This window comes from Rossellomorea sp. FM04394, from assembly GCF_041889765.1.
Classification (GTDB): Bacteria; Bacillota; Bacilli; order Bacillales; family Bacillaceae_B; genus Rossellomorea; species Rossellomorea aquimaris_B.
Window position 1 is genome coordinate 4,214,812 of the sequence record NZ_CP168654.1, and the last position, 16,100, is coordinate 4,230,911.

A 16,100-nucleotide genomic window follows, 5' to 3' on the forward strand; every position below is an offset into this window, starting at 1 on the left:
TGTGTAAAATTTATTACTTATAGGTGGGAAACAATTTGAGAGCGGATAAACATCAAAAAAAACGTAAGTGGCCAAAAGTGGTTGGAATCATCTTTCTCCTTCTGCTTTTAGCTGGTGGAGGCTACGCCTATTCCATATATCATTCATTAAACAAAACAGCTGAAACGATGAATGAGAAGATTGATCGACCGAAATCCGAGAAACGGACGGAGGAAGTCAAATTTGAAAAGAAGCATCCCTTCTCCGTATTATTGTTAGGGGTGGATGAGCGGGATGGAGATAAAGGCCGGTCCGATACGATGATCGTTGTGACAGTGAATCCTAATGAGAAAACGACAAAGATGCTTAGTATCCCCCGAGATACTCTCGTCAATATAGTCGGAAAAGGATATGAAGATAAAATCAACCATGCGTATGCCTTTGGCGGGGTTGAAATGGCGATGGATACGGTTGAAGAGTTCCTCGACATTCCGATTGATTATTATGCGAAGATCAATATGGAAGGGTTTAAGGATATCGTAAATGCCGTTGGCGGCGTGACGGTCAACAATGATTTTGCCTTTACGTACGGTGGAATGACTTTCAACGAAGGACAGATCTCATTGGACGGAGAAGAAGCATTGATCTATTCCAGAATGAGAAAGCAGGATCCTCGCGGCGACTTCGGTCGTCAGGCACGTCAACGCCAGGTCATCCAGGCGGTCATCAAAGAAGGCGCCAGTGTCTCTTCCCTTTGGAACTATGGCGACATTTTCGGAGCAATCGGTAATAACGTGAAAACGAATCTTACACTGGACGAAATGGTCGATATCCAAAAGAATTATAAAAGCGCAACGAAGGATATTTCTCAAAGTCAAATTGCCGGTGAGGGTGCCAATTTAGGCGGCATCTATTATTACGTTGTCCCTGAAGAAGAAAAGCAAAAGGTTCAGAGTGATTTGAAGGATCATTTGGATTTGAATGAATGATGATGATGCCAGCCCCGGTTTGTGGGGCTGGTTTTTTTATCGGGACTCACTTGCAGGGTAAATAAAAGAACAGCCATCTTTAAGCGGCTGCTCCTTTGTCCTTGATGATTATGGATCTACCCACCCAGAAGCCACTTGCCATGAACAGGGCACCGAGGAGTGAGAGAAACAGTAAAGATGATGCTCCACCGTCCTGATAAGGTAAGTTTGTATAATATCCGTGTGTTTCTTCTGATATCCCTCTTATCCACTGGGTCTCAAGCTTTGACTTTGTGTCGGTGGTGAAATCACTTTTTTTGACGATTCCATTTTCATTGATCGTGTATGTTCTATACTTAGTGGGTTCGCTCTCATTTGCAGGAGTTGTTTGTAAACTGACTATGAACTCTTCTTTTCCTGTCTGTTTGTCTGTCATTAGCTTATATAGAATTGCATCGGAATATGGTTTCATGCCTTCTTCATCAGGATTCACCTTAAAACCTTTGAGCTTGGCTTCCACTTCTTCATTAATTTCAAGGATGATCGTTGGAGGATCGCTTTCCTTTTGTACAAAGGTGCTCATTTTCACCCCATGAAAGACTTGGACTGTATCGATTATTCCGTCCTCTTCCAATGAAATGAAATCATATCTTTTATCAAATGCTTTTTGGTAGAAGTTCTCTCTTACGGATTGGATAAGAAAATAAGCTGCGATCACCATGATGACTAGCCCGATGATGAAAAAAGATCCACTTATCCTTAGCCACAACTTTTGTCTCTTGTTCATAGTCACTCACTCAAATCCTATTTATTTTTAAAAAAGAATCGAGGTCCGTCCCTAAATTGTTAATTTTTCTATTTTCCGACGGATGTATTGGATGAATTTGTCGTCTCCTTGAAGCTCGAAGACAATGAGTGCTTTTTGCATGTATTTCTCTGCTTCTGCCACTTTCCCTTGTAGCTCATAGTTGTAGCCGATGTGATAATGAAGTTCTCCAAGGAGGTACATATTGTCCTTTAGGATGCACCAGTCGATGGCATCCTTACAATACTTCGTGGATTGATCAATATCTGAGAGCCTTGTTAACACTCTGGCAATATTATAGTAGAGCCTCGTTTTGATCGTATAGTCCGTCAAATGGGGCAGTGCTTCAATATGCGACTTCACTTCTTGGTAAATCTCTGATGCCCGTTCAAAGATTCCTTCTTCGAAATACATGACCCCGATCGTTAACAGAATTTCAATTTCTCTTTCTGTCCAAATTTTATCGGTGGTGTGGGTTAACGTAATGGATTTGCGGAGTGTATTTTCTGCTTTCTCGAGATCCTTATCAAGCTCGAATTGATAAATTCCTTTATGCCACTTCAGAAGTTGCAAATTTCTGTTATTATTAAAGAATAAAGGATTTTCTTCTTCAGCTGTGACCACTTCTCTCATTTCTTTATAATCCATATTTCTTCTCGCGATTTGCAACTGTCTTCCAACCTCTAGGACATAATCAAGTCGAGGAGTCATTCCTATATCAAAAAAGTAGTTAACGTCCACTCCCAGCTTTCTGGATATCAAAAACAACGTCGATGCGTAAGGAAAGACATCTCCTTTTTCGATTTTACTTATTTGAGCTTGGGTACAGATCCCTTCTGCAAGCTCTTCCTGTGAAAGACCTATATTCTTACGTAGTTCTTTTATTTTTTGACCTACGATACTAAAGTCCATGTGAATCTCCCCTAAGAAAAAAATATTCCTATAATTATATTTTTCATTATAATCAGCCGTATGGCTTATCTTTCATCACAAAAATTGGTGAATAAGCCCCTAGAATCGGTATGTATGCATTTGTTAAATATGCTTTAATATAGTTAACAATCTTTTAATCAATCATACCCAAAAACTTTCACTTTGAAAAAGGGAGGAAATACCTATGAAAAAACGTTTTCTTACAATTGCCACTGCTTCTGTCTTACTTGTTGGAGCTTTCGCAGCAGTTAAAGCACCATCCAATGATGTAGCTGAACTACCTTCTGTATACTCGACTCCAAATGTAGTAGCAGAATTACCTTCTGTTTACTCTAAAGTTGTAGCAGAGCTTCCTTCTGTTTACAAAGCACCTACTGAGAATGCAGCTGAACTACCTTCTGTTTATTCTAAAGAACTACCATCCGTTTACTAATACTCCAACCTAGAGAGATGACAAGCCTTCAAACGCAGGAGGCTTTTTTTTCATTATAATATGAATTTACATTCCCACTATATTCTTTTAAGCATATATCTAGAAAGTTTTCCCTACCATCAAACAAAAAGTGAGGAATTTTTCACTTTGATCACCTATGTATTGTCGAAAAGAGCAAATGATCATATAGCCTCCCTGACTTTTATCCATTCGCTTTTTTCAAAATGAGTATGTTTGACGCTATGTACCCATCCTTAAAGGGTCTATCCCTGATACCACCAGAATGAATAGTACCATGAACCTTTGGTGACTTCATTACTTTCCCCATTCCCTCTCATTGTATTTCAATAGGACAACTTTACTAGTATAAACGCAAGCCTTCCTACTGACTATATAGTTTCTAAACAAGATTTCTGATATCAGGTCTTTCTTCTATTCTGATGTTCTTGAAATTCGCTTCCTTCTAAATTATATATTCTATTCGTTCGTATCCATTTCCTTCATTATAAAAGAACTTTGGACGGAATGTGATTTTGGAACTATCCTTCTTTTGATTGGCGCATCTCCACCTTAAATATTCTTTTAAGAATATGCCCGGAGTTATATAAATGGAGAAAAAGTGATCCTTGGAGGAGATTTTAAAACTAATATCCCCTGTATTGCTTTGTGGTGCCAAATACCTTATTCAATAATTTTTGATAGGATAAAAGTACAATAAAAGAAAGGGGGCTTCATGATGAATAGCATAAGCATGAAAGTAAATCCTCTATACTCGGATTTGGATATGTCGATCCAGTTCCAATTTGAATTTTCCAAAGGTGATTGTAAGGTCGGGGAAGCCATGGTATCCACGTATGCCATCAACAACAATGTAGTGTATCTCAAATCGCAAAGCGTGACAGCTGCTACGGTTGAAAAGTGTGCCGTCATTGATCAATTCGAAATTGCAGGTGACCTTGGAGAACCCTGTATGAAGAAGCTCCGTCACTTTCTGAAAGTGATCGGGATGAAAGAAATTCATTCGGGTTATGATATGGCGCGGGAGAAGGTTAGTAACTAAGGTTTTGTTTAGATTGAAGAGGCTGTCCTTTTGATGAGGTCAGTCTCTTTTTGCACCATTGGCTTTAAAACTTTCTCACTATTCTTTTCAACACGATATACTTTCTTCTATTCGTTTGTTTTAACCTGACTAAGATCGGTAATGCCACTATTTTCATTCCACTGATTAGAAGGGCTGCATAGGCAAATGAGTTCAATAAAAAGTATTCCAAGTTGAGTAGTAATACTCCCATCGAGCATAAGACCCATAGTATGGTCTCCATTCCCACCCTACCTGCGAATGTCATTTTCTTTTTGCAGAATAATGCAGGGAGCACTGCAACGATGACGGATCCAATGAGCAGGAATAGTATGGCGTATATCATGCCTATAATCGCTGTTATCATATGAGTTCCTCTTATTTCTATAAAATCCTACTCCTGTTTCATTTCACCTTTTCCGTAGTGAAATCCTTCTAATTTCGATATTTGTCTAGTACCTTCCCAAAAGTACGATAAAAGAGCTTTGGCATTGGCCAAAGCTCTTTATATAAGTGTTTCAATGAGAAGATGAGCCGCTACCCTGCTTATCAAGCTCTGATGTCGAGTGTCGGATCGGTTTCACCTTTCCATGGGGTGGATGAGGGACGGACCTTACTCAATCGAGTTTAAATCACCCAACCAATTGATATCTGGGTAACCCCCTTCGTGAGTACTTTTCGAATTGCTCAATCCCGTATCGTAATAACCGGCTATACTATTCTCAATATGAATCACATAGGTATAATCATCCCAAATCGTTCCTTCTCCGATCGCTTTGTTCGAAACATCCGTCAATCTCTTCAGGAATTGGTTTGCTATGGCTCTCATTTCTTCCTCCGGTGTTTCCTGAGGGACGACGATGTTGAATTCCAATGGGTCCTGTTGAGAGTGAAGGACGACTGCTGGGGACACTGTATTTTCCACGATATAGTCTCTCGCTTCATTGAACCATTCAGGACGGAATTTCATCGGTTCTTCTTCTCCTAGATACTTTACATCCTTACTCAGGTACTCTGAACGTCCGTCATTCTTAAAAAGAGCTACTGAGGTAATAACGGATTCACGATCAATGAATTGGATCTCTTCCATTGTATATGGCTTAATTTTGTTATTGCCTTGTATCTCCATTTCCACTATATAGTCACCATATAGATAATTCGCCGAATATACACCTTCCAATGCATTAAGGAAATAATACGGTTCACCCAGGGTCGCAATGACCTGGTCCAATGTATAAGACGGGCTGATATTGGAACGGATCTCCAATAACGTCTTTTCATCTTGGAAGTAGAGGAGATAGTTCTCAACCCGATCATAGCCTTTGTGACCCTTCTTGGTGTCGAGATCTTCGTACTTGTCCTTATATATCTCCTGTATACCTTCCATGGAATCTCCAATCGTAAAGTCAGTCCCGTTGAATGTTCCATTGGCTGCTTTTTCCTTGAAAGCATTAGGATTGTTCAGGATCGTAGAAAAGTCAAAGGCCGGGAGTGGAGGTGATGTATCCGCTGGTTCATTCTTGTCTTCCTCTTCTTTTTTCTCCGGCATTTTCTCTGCTTCTGCTTCTTGCTCCTGATTCTCTTTCACATCATCGACGGTGGTCGCCGATTTTCTGATCGAGGCTTTTTCCTCTATTATCTTTTCATCCCACTCGTCAGTCGGTACGTATGTGAATTCTGCAGGTTCTTCTTTCTCTTTTTCATTTTCTTTCACCAGATCTTCCTTGAATAGATAGCTGCTGCCCAGGATCGAAAGGATCAAGATGATGCATAAAGGAACGCCAAGATTGGTGAAGATGGACTTGACCGATGACTTCTTTTGTTTTTCATTCCTTATCTTCGTCAGGATGGCTCTTTTTTGACTGACAGGGTCGGTGTTCTTGAATACTTCCCGTTCTATTTCATCCTTCATATTGTGCAAAGGGTCCTTATTCATTGGGAATCCTCCCTCCCATTGTTTTCTTCAGCTTCTCTCTCCCCCGGTCCAGCCTCGTCCGGACCGTCGAAGGATTGATCCCAAGCATGTCTCCGATTTCCCCAGTCGTTAATTCTTCATAGTAATATAATAGGATGACTTCTCGATATTTCAGGGGGAGTGAATATACATGAGATGCCACTGAGTCATTGTCTTCGTTCGTTATGAGTTCTTGTTCGGGTGTAATGGACGTCCCTTTTTTAAGAATGGTATGGAACGTATTTACGATCGTATTCTTCCTGAAATAAGCCGAGCGCTTATAATCTTTACATAAGTTAATGGCAATTCTATAAATCCACGTTTTGTAAGAGGATTTATGATTGAACTGATGGAGGGCATGAAAGGCTTTAATGAAAACCTCCTGAGTAATATCCTGGGCAGCCGGCCAGTCTTTCACATATAGATACACCAATTTCGTCACCTGTACTTCATACTCATCAATTAAACTCTCAATCAACCTTTCTTCACTTATCTCCATCTGCATCACTCCCCCCTTCTCATGTTGTATCACTTCATCCATTTGTTATCCTCCCCTGAGCAGACCGGGTACCTGATTTTCAGATTCGACCCTGGAACCAGGTCCGTCCTTCTCTTTGTAAGTTTAATGTATTTTTTTACATTTTTGTAAGTTATTCATTCATTAGACGCGAGTGGAAGGAAGTGTGTCTCAATTTTGGATGAAATTTCTTGTGCTTAGTTTAATAGAAGAGGCTGGGACAAACCAAAAAACACCAAATAAAGACGAACAATAGAAATGTAGGTTCTTAATATCGCTAATGATTTCCGTGCAAGACTACGCTTTCCGCGGGTAGCCCGTGAGCCTCCTCGGCAAGCCTGCGGGGTCTCACATAAGCTACTTTTCCCGCAGGAGTCTCCGTCTTGCACTCCAATCAACCGCTGGAGACTGCTAAAATCAAATGGGCCAAAAATAAATAATAAACCCGAACCAATCTGCCTCTAAGAAGCGGGTTGGTTCGGGTTGCATTTAGACTAAAATACTTTTTTCCCAGCTTCTACATGTATGTATCATAATCATCACTGAAAATGAAGGTCCGTCCCTCAATGCGTTAAAGCGGTGAGGGACGGACCTTGGTTAGTTTATTGAATTTATGATCAAGAGGCTTGCTACTCTGCTTGTCATATCTCTGATGTCGAGTGTCGGATCGATTTCCACGATGTCCATGGTGGTTACCTTAGGATGCTGCATGGCGGTTTGAACTGCCTCCATTAATGTATCCGGATGCATTCCGCCTGGACCGATTGCCGGGCAGCCCGGAGCGTATGCCTGGTCGAGGACGTCCATGTCTACTGAAAGGTAGATGGTGTCGACTTGGGATTCTAGTTGGGCTATGGCGTCTTGGATGAGTTCTGCGATCGACGAGTTGTGTTTTCTGACGTCCTTCATCGTATAGACCGTGATCCCCTGCTCGATTGCATAATCATGATAGGCTTTGGCGTTGGCGTAATTGCGGATACCAATTTGGATGAGGTGCTCACCTTTAATATGTCCCTCTTCTATTAATCTTCTAAAAGGTGTCCCATTGGTAGGGCCGCCGTCTTCCGTGTTACGGAGGTCATGGTGGGCATCGAATTGGATGATGCCGACTGTGCCTTTCGCTTCCTTGATGGCTTTGACCGCAGAAGTTGTGATGGAGTGGTCGCCTCCAAGGATGATGGTGAATGGTGCTGCATTGGTGTTCGTAGCGTCTTTGACTGATTCATAGATTCGTTGATGGCAGTCTTCTATTGAGGTCGGGTGCATGGTGATGTCGCCGAAGTCGATGATGGTTTTCTTGTCGTCGGCGAGGTCCGTCCCTCTTTCGATATTGTACGTCGTAAACGAGTTAAGGCATCGTCTGATTGCATCGGGTGCAAAGCTTGCTCCTGAGTGGGAGATGGAAGGTTTGGAGAGGGGGGCGCCGACGATGGCGATGTCCCCTTTCTTTCCCTCTTCCCAAGCCGTCAGCAGTTCTGCTGCCTTTGTTGTGTAGCGGTCTTTGAACTGCGCTTTACCCGCCTGTTTAATGTGTTGAAATGTGCTCATGAAGCTTCTCCTTGCGGTAGATGATCCGGCCGTTTTTCATGACGGTGTGGGTGTGGTTCACCCCGTAGTGATAAGGTACGTAATGATAGTTTGGTACATCCCATAGGACGATGTCAGCTTGGCGCCCTGGCGCCAACTTTCCTGCTGAGTCCCCTCTATTAATGGCGTAGGACGCGTTGACGGTGACGGCGTTCCAGATTTCTTCCGGCGTCATTTTCAATTGCAGAGATGCCAGATTCATGATGAACTGCAGGTTCTCCGTCGGTGAGCTTCCCGGATTGAAGTCTGTTGACAGGGCGACGGCTGCTCCCGCTTCCATCATGCCTCTTGCGTTGGCGAACTTGCCTTTGTTCAGGTAGAAGGATGTGCCTGGCAGTAGGACCGCGATGGTGTCTGTTTTCCCCAGTGCCTGGATGCCTTTTTCTGATGCGCCAACCAAGTGGTCTCCGCTAGTTGCGCCAATTTCAGTTGCCATTTCCGTTCCGCCGAGTGGATCGATTTCGTCAGCGTGAATTTTTACGGAGAAGCCTTTTTCTTTTGCTTTTGTCAGGAACTCCCGGGATTGTTCTACTGTAAATACCCCTGTTTCGCAGAAGATATCGACGAATTCAGCCAGCTGACCTTTTTCGATATCGTTCAGCAGGTCGAGCATTTCCGTTAAAAATTCGTCGGAGCGCCCTTTGAATTCCGGTGGGATCGCATGCGCTCCAAGGAATGTGGAAACGATGTCTGCCGGGTGCGATTCGTTTAGTTGTTTGGCTACTCTCAGCTGTTTTAGTTCAGTTGGTCGGTCAAGTCCGTAGCCGCTTTTCGCTTCGACAGTTGTGACTCCGTATGAAATCATTCTGTTTAAGTGAAAGCGCGCTTTAGTGAGCAGCTCTTCTTCTGATGCTTCGCGCGTGGCGCCTACTGTAGATAGGATGCCTCCCCCGCGTTTCAGGATTTCTAAGTATGGAACTCCCTGCTGTTTGAGGGCCATTTCGTGTTCACGTGAGCCTCCAAAGACCAGGTGAGTGTGCGGATCAACAAGACCTGGTGTGACGAGCTTTCCTTCTGCGTCGATTCGTTCCGTTGCTTTGAGGGACTGTGCCTCTTCATGGGTTCCGATCCAAGCGACAAGTCCGTCCCTGATGGCCAAGGCCGCGTTCTCTGAAACCTTGATTTTACTCATTTCCTCGCCTTTTAGAGGTCCGTCCCCATGATCCATAGTCAGGAGCTGTCCGATGTTGTCGATGATGGTGTCGAAGTGTTTTTCTGCGGTCATATTATTCTCCTCCTTTGTTCATCGGGATGTGGATGTTGTGTTTTTCTGCTGTTTTTTCTGCGATGTCGTAGCCTGCGTCGACGTGGCGGATGACACCCATTCCTGGGTCTGTTGTAAGGACGCGTTCTAATCTTTCCTGTGCAAGGTCCGTCCCGTCTGCCACAACCACCATTCCAGCGTGCAGGGAGTACCCCATCCCTACTCCGCCGCCGTGGTGGAAGGATATCCATGATCCGCCTGCTGCTGTGTTGATGAGGGCGTTCAGGATTGCCCAGTCTCCCACTGCGTCACTTCCGTCCTTCATGCTTTCCGTCTCGCGGTTCGGTGAAGCAACGGATCCGCAGTCCAGGTGGTCACGTCCGATGACGACCGGTGCTTTCAACTCGCCATTTCGTACGAGTTCATTGATGGCAAGACCCATTTTCACACGCTCGCCGTATCCAAGCCAGCAGATGCGTGAAGGCAGTCCCTGGAATGCCACTTGCTCCTGTGCCATATCGATCCAGCGATTCAGTGCTTCGTTTTCTGGGAAAAGCTCTTTGATCAGGCGATCTGTTCTATAGATATCCTCCGGGTCACCTGACAGTGCAGCCCAGCGGAAAGGTCCTTTTCCTTCACAGAATAATGGACGGATATAGGCTGGAACGAAGCCAGGGAAATCAAAGGCATTGTCGACCCCTTCATCCTTCGCTACCTGACGGATGTTGTTGCCGTAGTCGAATACGATGGAGCCTCTATGTTGGAACTCGAGCATTGCTTCCACGTGTTTGGCCATGCTTTTTTGTGAAAGGGTTGTGTAGGCTTTCGGGTCCTGTTTGCGTAGTTCGGCAGCTGCTTCTAATGAATAGCCTTCTGGTACATAGCCGTTCAATGGGTCGTGAGCAGATGTTTGGTCGGTTACGATATCGATTTGGACGTTTCTCTTTAAGAGTTCATGATGAACCTCTGCCGCGTTTCCAAGCAAGGCGATGGAGAGAGGCTTGCCCTGGTCACGTGCTTCATAGGCCATCATTAACGCTTCATCGATGGAATCCGTCTTCACGTCACAGTATTTCGTATCGAGACGCTTTTGGATGCGTTCTGCGTCAACATCGACTGCAATCACGACTCCACCGTTCATGGTGACGGCGAGTGGCTGTGCTCCACCCATTCCACCTAGTCCTGCTGTGAGAGTGATTGTACCTTTAAGGGAGTTGTTGAAATGTTTCTTGGCAAGTGCCGCGAATGTTTCATACGTCCCTTGCAGGATCCCTTGTGTCCCGATATAAATCCAGCTTCCCGCCGTCATTTGACCGTACATCATGAGTCCTTTCTGATCCAGCTCATGGAAATGCTCCCAGTTTGCCCATTTCGGTACAAGGACCGAGTTTGATAGTAAAACTCTTGGTGCCGCTTTGTGGGTTTTGAATACACCGACCGGCTTTCCCGATTGAACAAGCATGGTTTCATCATTTTCCAAGTTTCTGAGCGTGTGGACGATTGCGTCGAAGGACTCCCAGTTACGGGCCGCTTTCCCGATACCACCATATACAACCAAATCTTCAGGGATTTCCGCTACTTCAGGATCAAGATTGTTATAGAGCATGCGGAGGACCGCTTCCTGCTCCCATCCTTTGCATTCAAGGTCCGTCCCTCTTTTTACGTGTACGATGCGTTTGTTTGCTTTAACCATTTGTCGTTTCCTCCTTTGTTTTGGTTGGTTTGATTAGTGTGCTAAGCGTTGTTTGCTGAAGCCACTGGTTGGCTTTTTCTATGTCTTTCGAGAAGATGCGATCCTTTGTAATGGAAGGAATGATCTTTCTCGCTGCTTCATAAAATTGGCGTGTTTTGCTTGCCAGGAGGTCCGTCCCTCTATGTTCTGCTGCCTGCAGGTTGCAGATGAGTTCGACTGCGAGGACTCTTCTTGTGTTCTGCAGGATTTGGTAAGCGTGTCGTGATCCGATGGTTCCCATGCTGACGTGGTCTTCCTGGTTGGCGGATGACGGTATGGAATCGACGCTCGCTGGATGGGCGAGTGTTTTGTTTTCGGATACGAGTGATGCCGCGCAGTATTGCATGATCATGGCACCGGATTGAAGTCCCGGTTGCGGGCTCAAGAAAGGTGGCAGGTCATTCAGCTGCGGATTCACCAATCGTTCGATCCGTCTTTCTGAAATATTGGCAAGCTCTGCTACGGCGATCTTCATGAAATCCATGGCGAAGGCGATCGGCTGTCCATGGAAGTTCCCTCCTGAAATGACCTTTTCCCCATCATCGAAAATCAGGGGATTATCCGTCGCTGCGTTCATTTCGATTTCCAGCTTTTCTTTTACATAGTCAAGTGCCTGCCAGGATGCTCCATGTACTTGCGGGATGCACCGTAATGAGTACGCGTCCTGGACTCTGAGTTCTCCTTGCTTCGTTGTCAGCTTGCTGTCTTCCAGGTAATCCCGGATTCTTTTTGCCGTTGCGACCTGTTGAGGATATCCTCTGACTAAGTGAATATCTTCGTCGAAGGCATCCATGATTCCTCTAAGTCCCTCCAAGGTCAGACTTGCAATCATCTCGCTTTGGAAAGCCAGTTCCTCTGCTTCCAGATATCCGATTACCCCCATCGCCGTCATCGCTTGGGTTCCATTGATGAGTGCCAATCCTTCTTTTGCCTGAAGCTGGATAGGGAAGATATTTTCTTTTGAAAGGACAGGGAGGGTTTGATGTACCCCTCCTTGATAGTGGACTTCGCCTTCTCCCATCAATGCAAGAGCCAGATGAGAAAGTGGCGCTAAGTCTCCGCTTGCTCCAAGTGACCCCTGCTGTGGGACCACTGGATGGATTCCTTTGTTCAAGAACTCCGCCAGTCTTTCGACGATCACTGGTCTAACACCAGAATACCCTTTTAAAAGAGCGTTGCATCTCAGTAGAAGCATGGCACGTGAAACGTTCTCCGGGAACGGATCACCCACTCCACACGCATGTGAGTGAATCAGATTCAGCTGAAGCTCCTCCACATCATCCGCATCAATCAACACATCACTGAACTTCCCAAAGCCCGTGTTGATCCCATACACCACACGCTTCTCCTTCACAATCCGCTCAACCGCCTCACGACTCTTCCGCACCCGCTCCATACTAACCGGCGAAAGCTCAACTTGCTCCTTCCCATAAATAACCCTCTTCGCCTCATCCAGCGTCAAACTACAACCCGTCAACTCCACCATTACAATCACCTCTTCATATTTTTAGGGACGGACCTCTCTAAATTGCCTCTACACAACCTCAGTCTCGCTAAACCCCTCTAAACCACTATTATTGTTGTTGCGTTCTTTAACGCTTTAAACCACTGCGGGACGGACCTCCGAATCTTCACTGTCCACTCCCTAAAGACTCTCTTGACCCCAAAATTCCACACAAAAAGAGGCTCGACCAAAGACAGACTTCTGCCGTTGGTCGAGCCTCCTTTCAACTAATATCTTTAGGCTCTAAATTATTTAAATATGATTAATTCCAAGTCCGATTGTCTCGTGCTCCAGCCCCTTAATGGGCGCACCAATCGTTCCGTATAAAGCAACCGCGATCCACTCGCCTTCTTCTTCACTCTCATATGGAGTTCCCCTAACAACCGAAAAGCGCAATCCCACCGTGCGCAGGATCTCACCCAATTGCGTATGGCCGCGGGTCACACCCGTTAATGCCTCCATGATGGCGTGATATAAGGCATGCATTTCCCGGTACAAATCTTCACGGACAAGATCACTTCGTTTTGCTGCCGTTTCAATCGCAGCAACGATTTTCTGACTGTCCATGGATCCGATTTTCCCGGTGCAGTAACTCCAATTCAGTTCATTGAAATGCCGGTTCCACTCTTCTTCATCCTTATCTACGAGCAGAAGAAGCATGGCGTTCTTTCCGATACGAGTATGGTCTGTCTTTTCCAAGTGGCATTCGCACCTTACGTGAAAATTCTAAAAATACTAATAACTACTTACATTGTATGGTCTGGCAGGTAAGAGGTCAACGAAAATAGTGCTGATTTTAGAAACTTAGAGAGGTAGTTTGGTAGCGTGGTAAAGGGTTTTGGGAGATAAGCTAAGGTGAAAACGCAGGTGGTGTGCCATGGATTAAACATTGGAGGTCCGTCCCTAAATCACTCTACTGTCTAAAGTGCTTTAAAAAAGACGTACCTATTCAGTTTAGGTTCGTCTGATTCCTCCTTTACTCTTCTTGTTTTTTTCCTTTTCCTTTATACACTTGAGGATTGTTCATGAGGTAGGTGACAGTTCCTTCATCACTCTTCATGCTTAGATAGGATAAAATATCATTTTTGTCTTCATTAGTCAGTGGCTCATCCATGGGGTATAAAGGTTTGATGTTTAAAAGCTCTGCACCATTTCGTTTCTCGAGCACTATTTTACAATCCTTTGGCTCCTTGTCTCCTATGCGGACAAACTTGAACGGGATCGAGTGATTCCGATCAATTGGAACGGCAAACAGAGTGGTGAATCCAACAGTCTCCAGAATCTTATCTGAATACATGATGCTTTCAAGTGCATGTGAAAATCCAGGGGGGCGGTTCACAACAACCAGCTTGTTGTAATAATGTTGGCCTTGAAACACAACTAAATGCTTCTTCGATTTCTTGATGCTCCTCTTTGAAACGTGAAAATCCTCGAACACCAATATAAAGTCTTTTTTCATTCTTTCTCCTCCTCGGAATAGGAATTTTGTCCTACAAACATGGATTTCGACATAAATATCTGTTTTCCTTCATTTTTTTACAAAAATAATTTAATTTTTTACAATTTTAATTGTAATTTCATCAAATTCCTCATTTGGGAGTTCCTTTTCTACTTCTTGGTCTACATATCCTTTATAAAGCTTCACTTCTGAATCTGGAAAATAGGCCAGGGTCCTCTCCTTTGATAGGAGGGGATTGTCGATGGAATGGACATATGAGGGGTAGCTGCTCCATGGATAATACTCGGGGACGACTGTAAGTTTGGCTTTGACAGGATTCTGATGAATATATCTACTGACCTTAATAAAATAGGCTGGGGTGTCAATCTTGGTGGATCCATATCTCCCTTGAAAGACATGGCCGACATAATCGTATTTTTTATTGAAATAAATGGCGTAACGGGTATGAAGGATTCTGAAGATCTGTTGGAGTGGAATATCATGGGTTTCGATCAGAAGATGAATGTGGTTGGACATTAAACAGTAAGCGTGGATAGTAAAGGGATACTTGTCTTTCGTTTCCTGCAGATAGGATAAATATTTCTTTCGGTCTTCAATGTCATGAAACAAGTCTTGCTTCCGGTTCCCTCTCGCTGTCACATGATAAGTGGCTCCCGGACACCACTCCCGAGGCGTTCGTACCATAACATCACTCCTTCATTTAATTCAAACTGAATTTCGTACAATTACCTATTCGACACATCTCCACAAAATCCTCTTTTTTTGAGGGACGGACCTCTGGAAATTTGCAAAAGGCGTTAAATCAGGCTGGTTATCTCCAATGTAAACTTTAGAGGTCCGTCCCTCATCTTTATTCTTCTATTAGTAGGTAATTTCTTCTGGTTGCCCCGCTGGTAAAGCTGTTTTTAGAATAGTAGATTACACGCTGTTTGCCGTTATGTTTAGTACTGAATACCAGGTTTGATTCTGACCTCAACCGGATCCATTTGACCTTTCCCGTTAAACTGGGTCTCGCTTCCACTATATACGTGGCATGAATCTTTCTCCCTTTGTTCCAATCTCCCATTCTATCTTCCACCTTTACCCCCAATTCGACAAAATTACAATTATATTTACATTTTAATACGTTTTAATGTAATTATGTATACCTTTTCTAGATTATCTTCATTTGTAATCAATAATCATATTTCAAATCGTGTAATTTTCCGTTGATATCTATTAAAACCTTTATCTTGAAGAAAAAAGGGATAGTCGGTGAATAGAATGGACTTACATATAGAGTTGAAGCATTATCGGAATGACGTATTGGAGCTTACTCAGAGAGAAGCCGCCTCTCGTTTAAATATCAATCAGAGTACGTTATCAAACTATGAGAACGGCACAAGGGACATCCCGTATAAAATGCTCCTTACCTTCAAAGAAGTCTATAAGATTCCCACCCATGAAATGAACCGGATTATGTATGGTGAGGAAAGTGGAAGTCTTGGTGGTAATGGTCACGATCCCATGATCCTTAGAGAAAACTTCGAAGACCAAGAAAATAGGGCAATCCTGAAGATCCTTCAAGATTACCCAAAATTCAAACGTACCCTATCCTCCCTCACCTACTTCACAGAAAAACGCAAAGAAAAATTCATCACCCAGGTCAATCACCTTTACCAGACGATGAAGGATTGGTGACTCGAGGGACGGACCTCGAATCACCTCATAGAAATCGATGAACCTAGTAGTGTAGGAGGGTTCCGAAGTCACCGCCTTTGCTGCAGGTCCGTCCCTACAATCGTACAAAAGGATTGATGAACCTTATAGTACCGGGGTTTTCTTGAGAAACCTCCCTCTATATAGGTCCGTCCCTCCAACCCCTCCAAATCCTGTTAACACTAATGCACCAAGGCCTCATAAACCACACTACGAAAAAAACAAAGGTCCGTCCCTCTCTTAGTTCCC

At 44.0% G+C, this 16,100-nt stretch carries 18 protein-coding genes; 4 read left to right on the forward strand and 14 right to left on the reverse strand.

Features of this window, described 5'->3' with window-relative positions; genetic code table 11:
• Nucleotides 1-35: 35 nt before the first annotated feature.
• Complete coding sequence (locus ACCB35_RS21055; protein WP_374055186.1) at nt 36-968, forward strand: LytR family transcriptional regulator; 933 nt, start codon at nt 36-38, stop codon at nt 966-968.
• Between the two features lie 79 nt (nt 969-1,047).
• Here ACCB35_RS21055 and ACCB35_RS21060 read toward each other — a convergent pair whose 3' ends face one another.
• Both ACCB35_RS21060 and ACCB35_RS21065 read right to left on the reverse strand, forming a co-directional pair.
• Complete coding sequence (locus tag ACCB35_RS21060) at nt 1,048-1,734, reverse strand: hypothetical protein (RefSeq protein WP_374055187.1); 687 nt, start codon at nt 1,732-1,734, stop codon at nt 1,048-1,050.
• A 51-nt stretch (nt 1,735-1,785) separates the two neighbouring features.
• Complete coding sequence (locus tag ACCB35_RS21065) at nt 1,786-2,664, reverse strand: helix-turn-helix domain-containing protein (protein WP_374055188.1); 879 nt, start codon at nt 2,662-2,664, stop codon at nt 1,786-1,788.
• Between the two features lie 205 nt (nt 2,665-2,869).
• Here ACCB35_RS21065 and ACCB35_RS21070 point away from each other — a divergent pair, with 205 nt between their 5' ends.
• Both ACCB35_RS21070 and ACCB35_RS21075 read left to right on the forward strand, forming a co-directional pair.
• Nucleotides 2,870-3,118 carry a hypothetical protein gene (locus tag ACCB35_RS21070; RefSeq protein WP_374055189.1) on the forward strand — a complete coding sequence of 83 codons (249 nt, stop codon included), beginning with the start codon at nt 2,870-2,872 and terminating at the stop codon, nt 3,116-3,118.
• A gap of 733 nt (nt 3,119-3,851) precedes the next feature.
• Nucleotides 3,852-4,178 (forward strand): hypothetical protein, encoded by a 327-nt coding sequence (locus tag ACCB35_RS21075; RefSeq protein WP_374055190.1) that lies wholly within the window; start codon nt 3,852-3,854, stop codon nt 4,176-4,178.
• Nucleotides 4,179-4,242: 64 nt separating this feature from the next.
• Here the strand turns inward: ACCB35_RS21075 and ACCB35_RS21080 are convergent, their stop codons facing one another.
• The 12 genes from ACCB35_RS21080 to ACCB35_RS21135 all read right to left on the reverse strand — a co-directional run bounded on the left by ACCB35_RS21080 (nt 4,243) and on the right by ACCB35_RS21135 (nt 15,219).
• Nucleotides 4,243-4,563: a hypothetical protein gene (locus ACCB35_RS21080; RefSeq protein WP_374055191.1), complete on the reverse strand. Its 321-nt coding sequence runs from the start codon at nt 4,561-4,563 to the stop codon at nt 4,243-4,245.
• Between the two features lie 246 nt (nt 4,564-4,809).
• Nucleotides 4,810-6,132, reverse strand: a complete 1,323-nt coding sequence (locus tag ACCB35_RS21085; RefSeq protein ID WP_374055192.1) for a hypothetical protein — start codon at nt 6,130-6,132, stop codon at nt 4,810-4,812.
• Nucleotides 6,125-6,691, reverse strand: coding sequence for a sigma-70 family RNA polymerase sigma factor (locus ACCB35_RS21090; protein WP_374055193.1), 567 nt, complete (start codon nt 6,689-6,691; stop codon nt 6,125-6,127). The genes ACCB35_RS21085 and ACCB35_RS21090 overlap by 8 nt, the downstream gene beginning before the upstream one ends.
• 173 nt (nt 6,692-6,864) lie before the next feature.
• Nucleotides 6,865-7,065, reverse strand: coding sequence for a hypothetical protein (locus tag ACCB35_RS21095; protein ID WP_374055194.1), 201 nt, complete (start codon nt 7,063-7,065; stop codon nt 6,865-6,867).
• Nucleotides 7,066-7,264: 199 nt separating this feature from the next.
• On the reverse strand, nt 7,265-8,215 hold the full coding sequence (hutG, locus tag ACCB35_RS21100; RefSeq protein WP_374055195.1) for a formimidoylglutamase: 951 nt from the start codon (nt 8,213-8,215) through the stop codon (nt 7,265-7,267).
• Nucleotides 8,193-9,479 (reverse strand): imidazolonepropionase, encoded by a 1,287-nt coding sequence (hutI, locus tag ACCB35_RS21105; protein WP_374055196.1) that lies wholly within the window; start codon nt 9,477-9,479, stop codon nt 8,193-8,195. Before hutI ends, hutG begins: the two co-directional genes overlap by 23 nt.
• Before the next feature lies 1 nt (nt 9,480).
• Entirely contained in the window at nt 9,481-11,151 is a 1,671-nt protein-coding gene (gene hutU / locus ACCB35_RS21110; RefSeq protein WP_374055197.1) for a urocanate hydratase, read from the reverse strand.
• Nucleotides 11,144-12,676 carry a histidine ammonia-lyase gene (gene hutH / locus ACCB35_RS21115; RefSeq protein ID WP_374055198.1) on the reverse strand — a complete coding sequence of 511 codons (1,533 nt, stop codon included), beginning with the start codon at nt 12,674-12,676 and terminating at the stop codon, nt 11,144-11,146. The genes hutU and hutH overlap by 8 nt, the downstream gene beginning before the upstream one ends.
• Nucleotides 12,677-12,946: 270 nt before the next feature.
• A complete protein-coding gene (gene hutP, locus ACCB35_RS21120) occupies nt 12,947-13,393 on the reverse strand; it encodes a hut operon transcriptional regulator HutP (protein ID WP_301280440.1) in 447 nt (148 codons plus the stop codon).
• Between the two features lie 277 nt (nt 13,394-13,670).
• A complete protein-coding gene (locus tag ACCB35_RS21125) occupies nt 13,671-14,153 on the reverse strand; it encodes a hypothetical protein (protein ID WP_044339954.1) in 483 nt (160 codons plus the stop codon).
• Between the two features lie 90 nt (nt 14,154-14,243).
• Nucleotides 14,244-14,837, reverse strand: a complete 594-nt coding sequence (locus tag ACCB35_RS21130) for a transposase (RefSeq protein WP_374055199.1) — start codon at nt 14,835-14,837, stop codon at nt 14,244-14,246.
• A gap of 166 nt (nt 14,838-15,003) precedes the next feature.
• Nucleotides 15,004-15,219 carry a hypothetical protein gene (locus ACCB35_RS21135; RefSeq protein WP_374055200.1) on the reverse strand — a complete coding sequence of 72 codons (216 nt, stop codon included), beginning with the start codon at nt 15,217-15,219 and terminating at the stop codon, nt 15,004-15,006.
• 197 nt (nt 15,220-15,416) lie between these two features.
• Between ACCB35_RS21135 and ACCB35_RS21140 the strand changes: the two genes are divergently transcribed.
• On the forward strand, nt 15,417-15,833 hold the full coding sequence (locus tag ACCB35_RS21140) for a helix-turn-helix transcriptional regulator (RefSeq protein ID WP_044339957.1): 417 nt from the start codon (nt 15,417-15,419) through the stop codon (nt 15,831-15,833).
• The last annotated feature ends 267 nt before the right edge of the window (nt 15,834-16,100 follow it).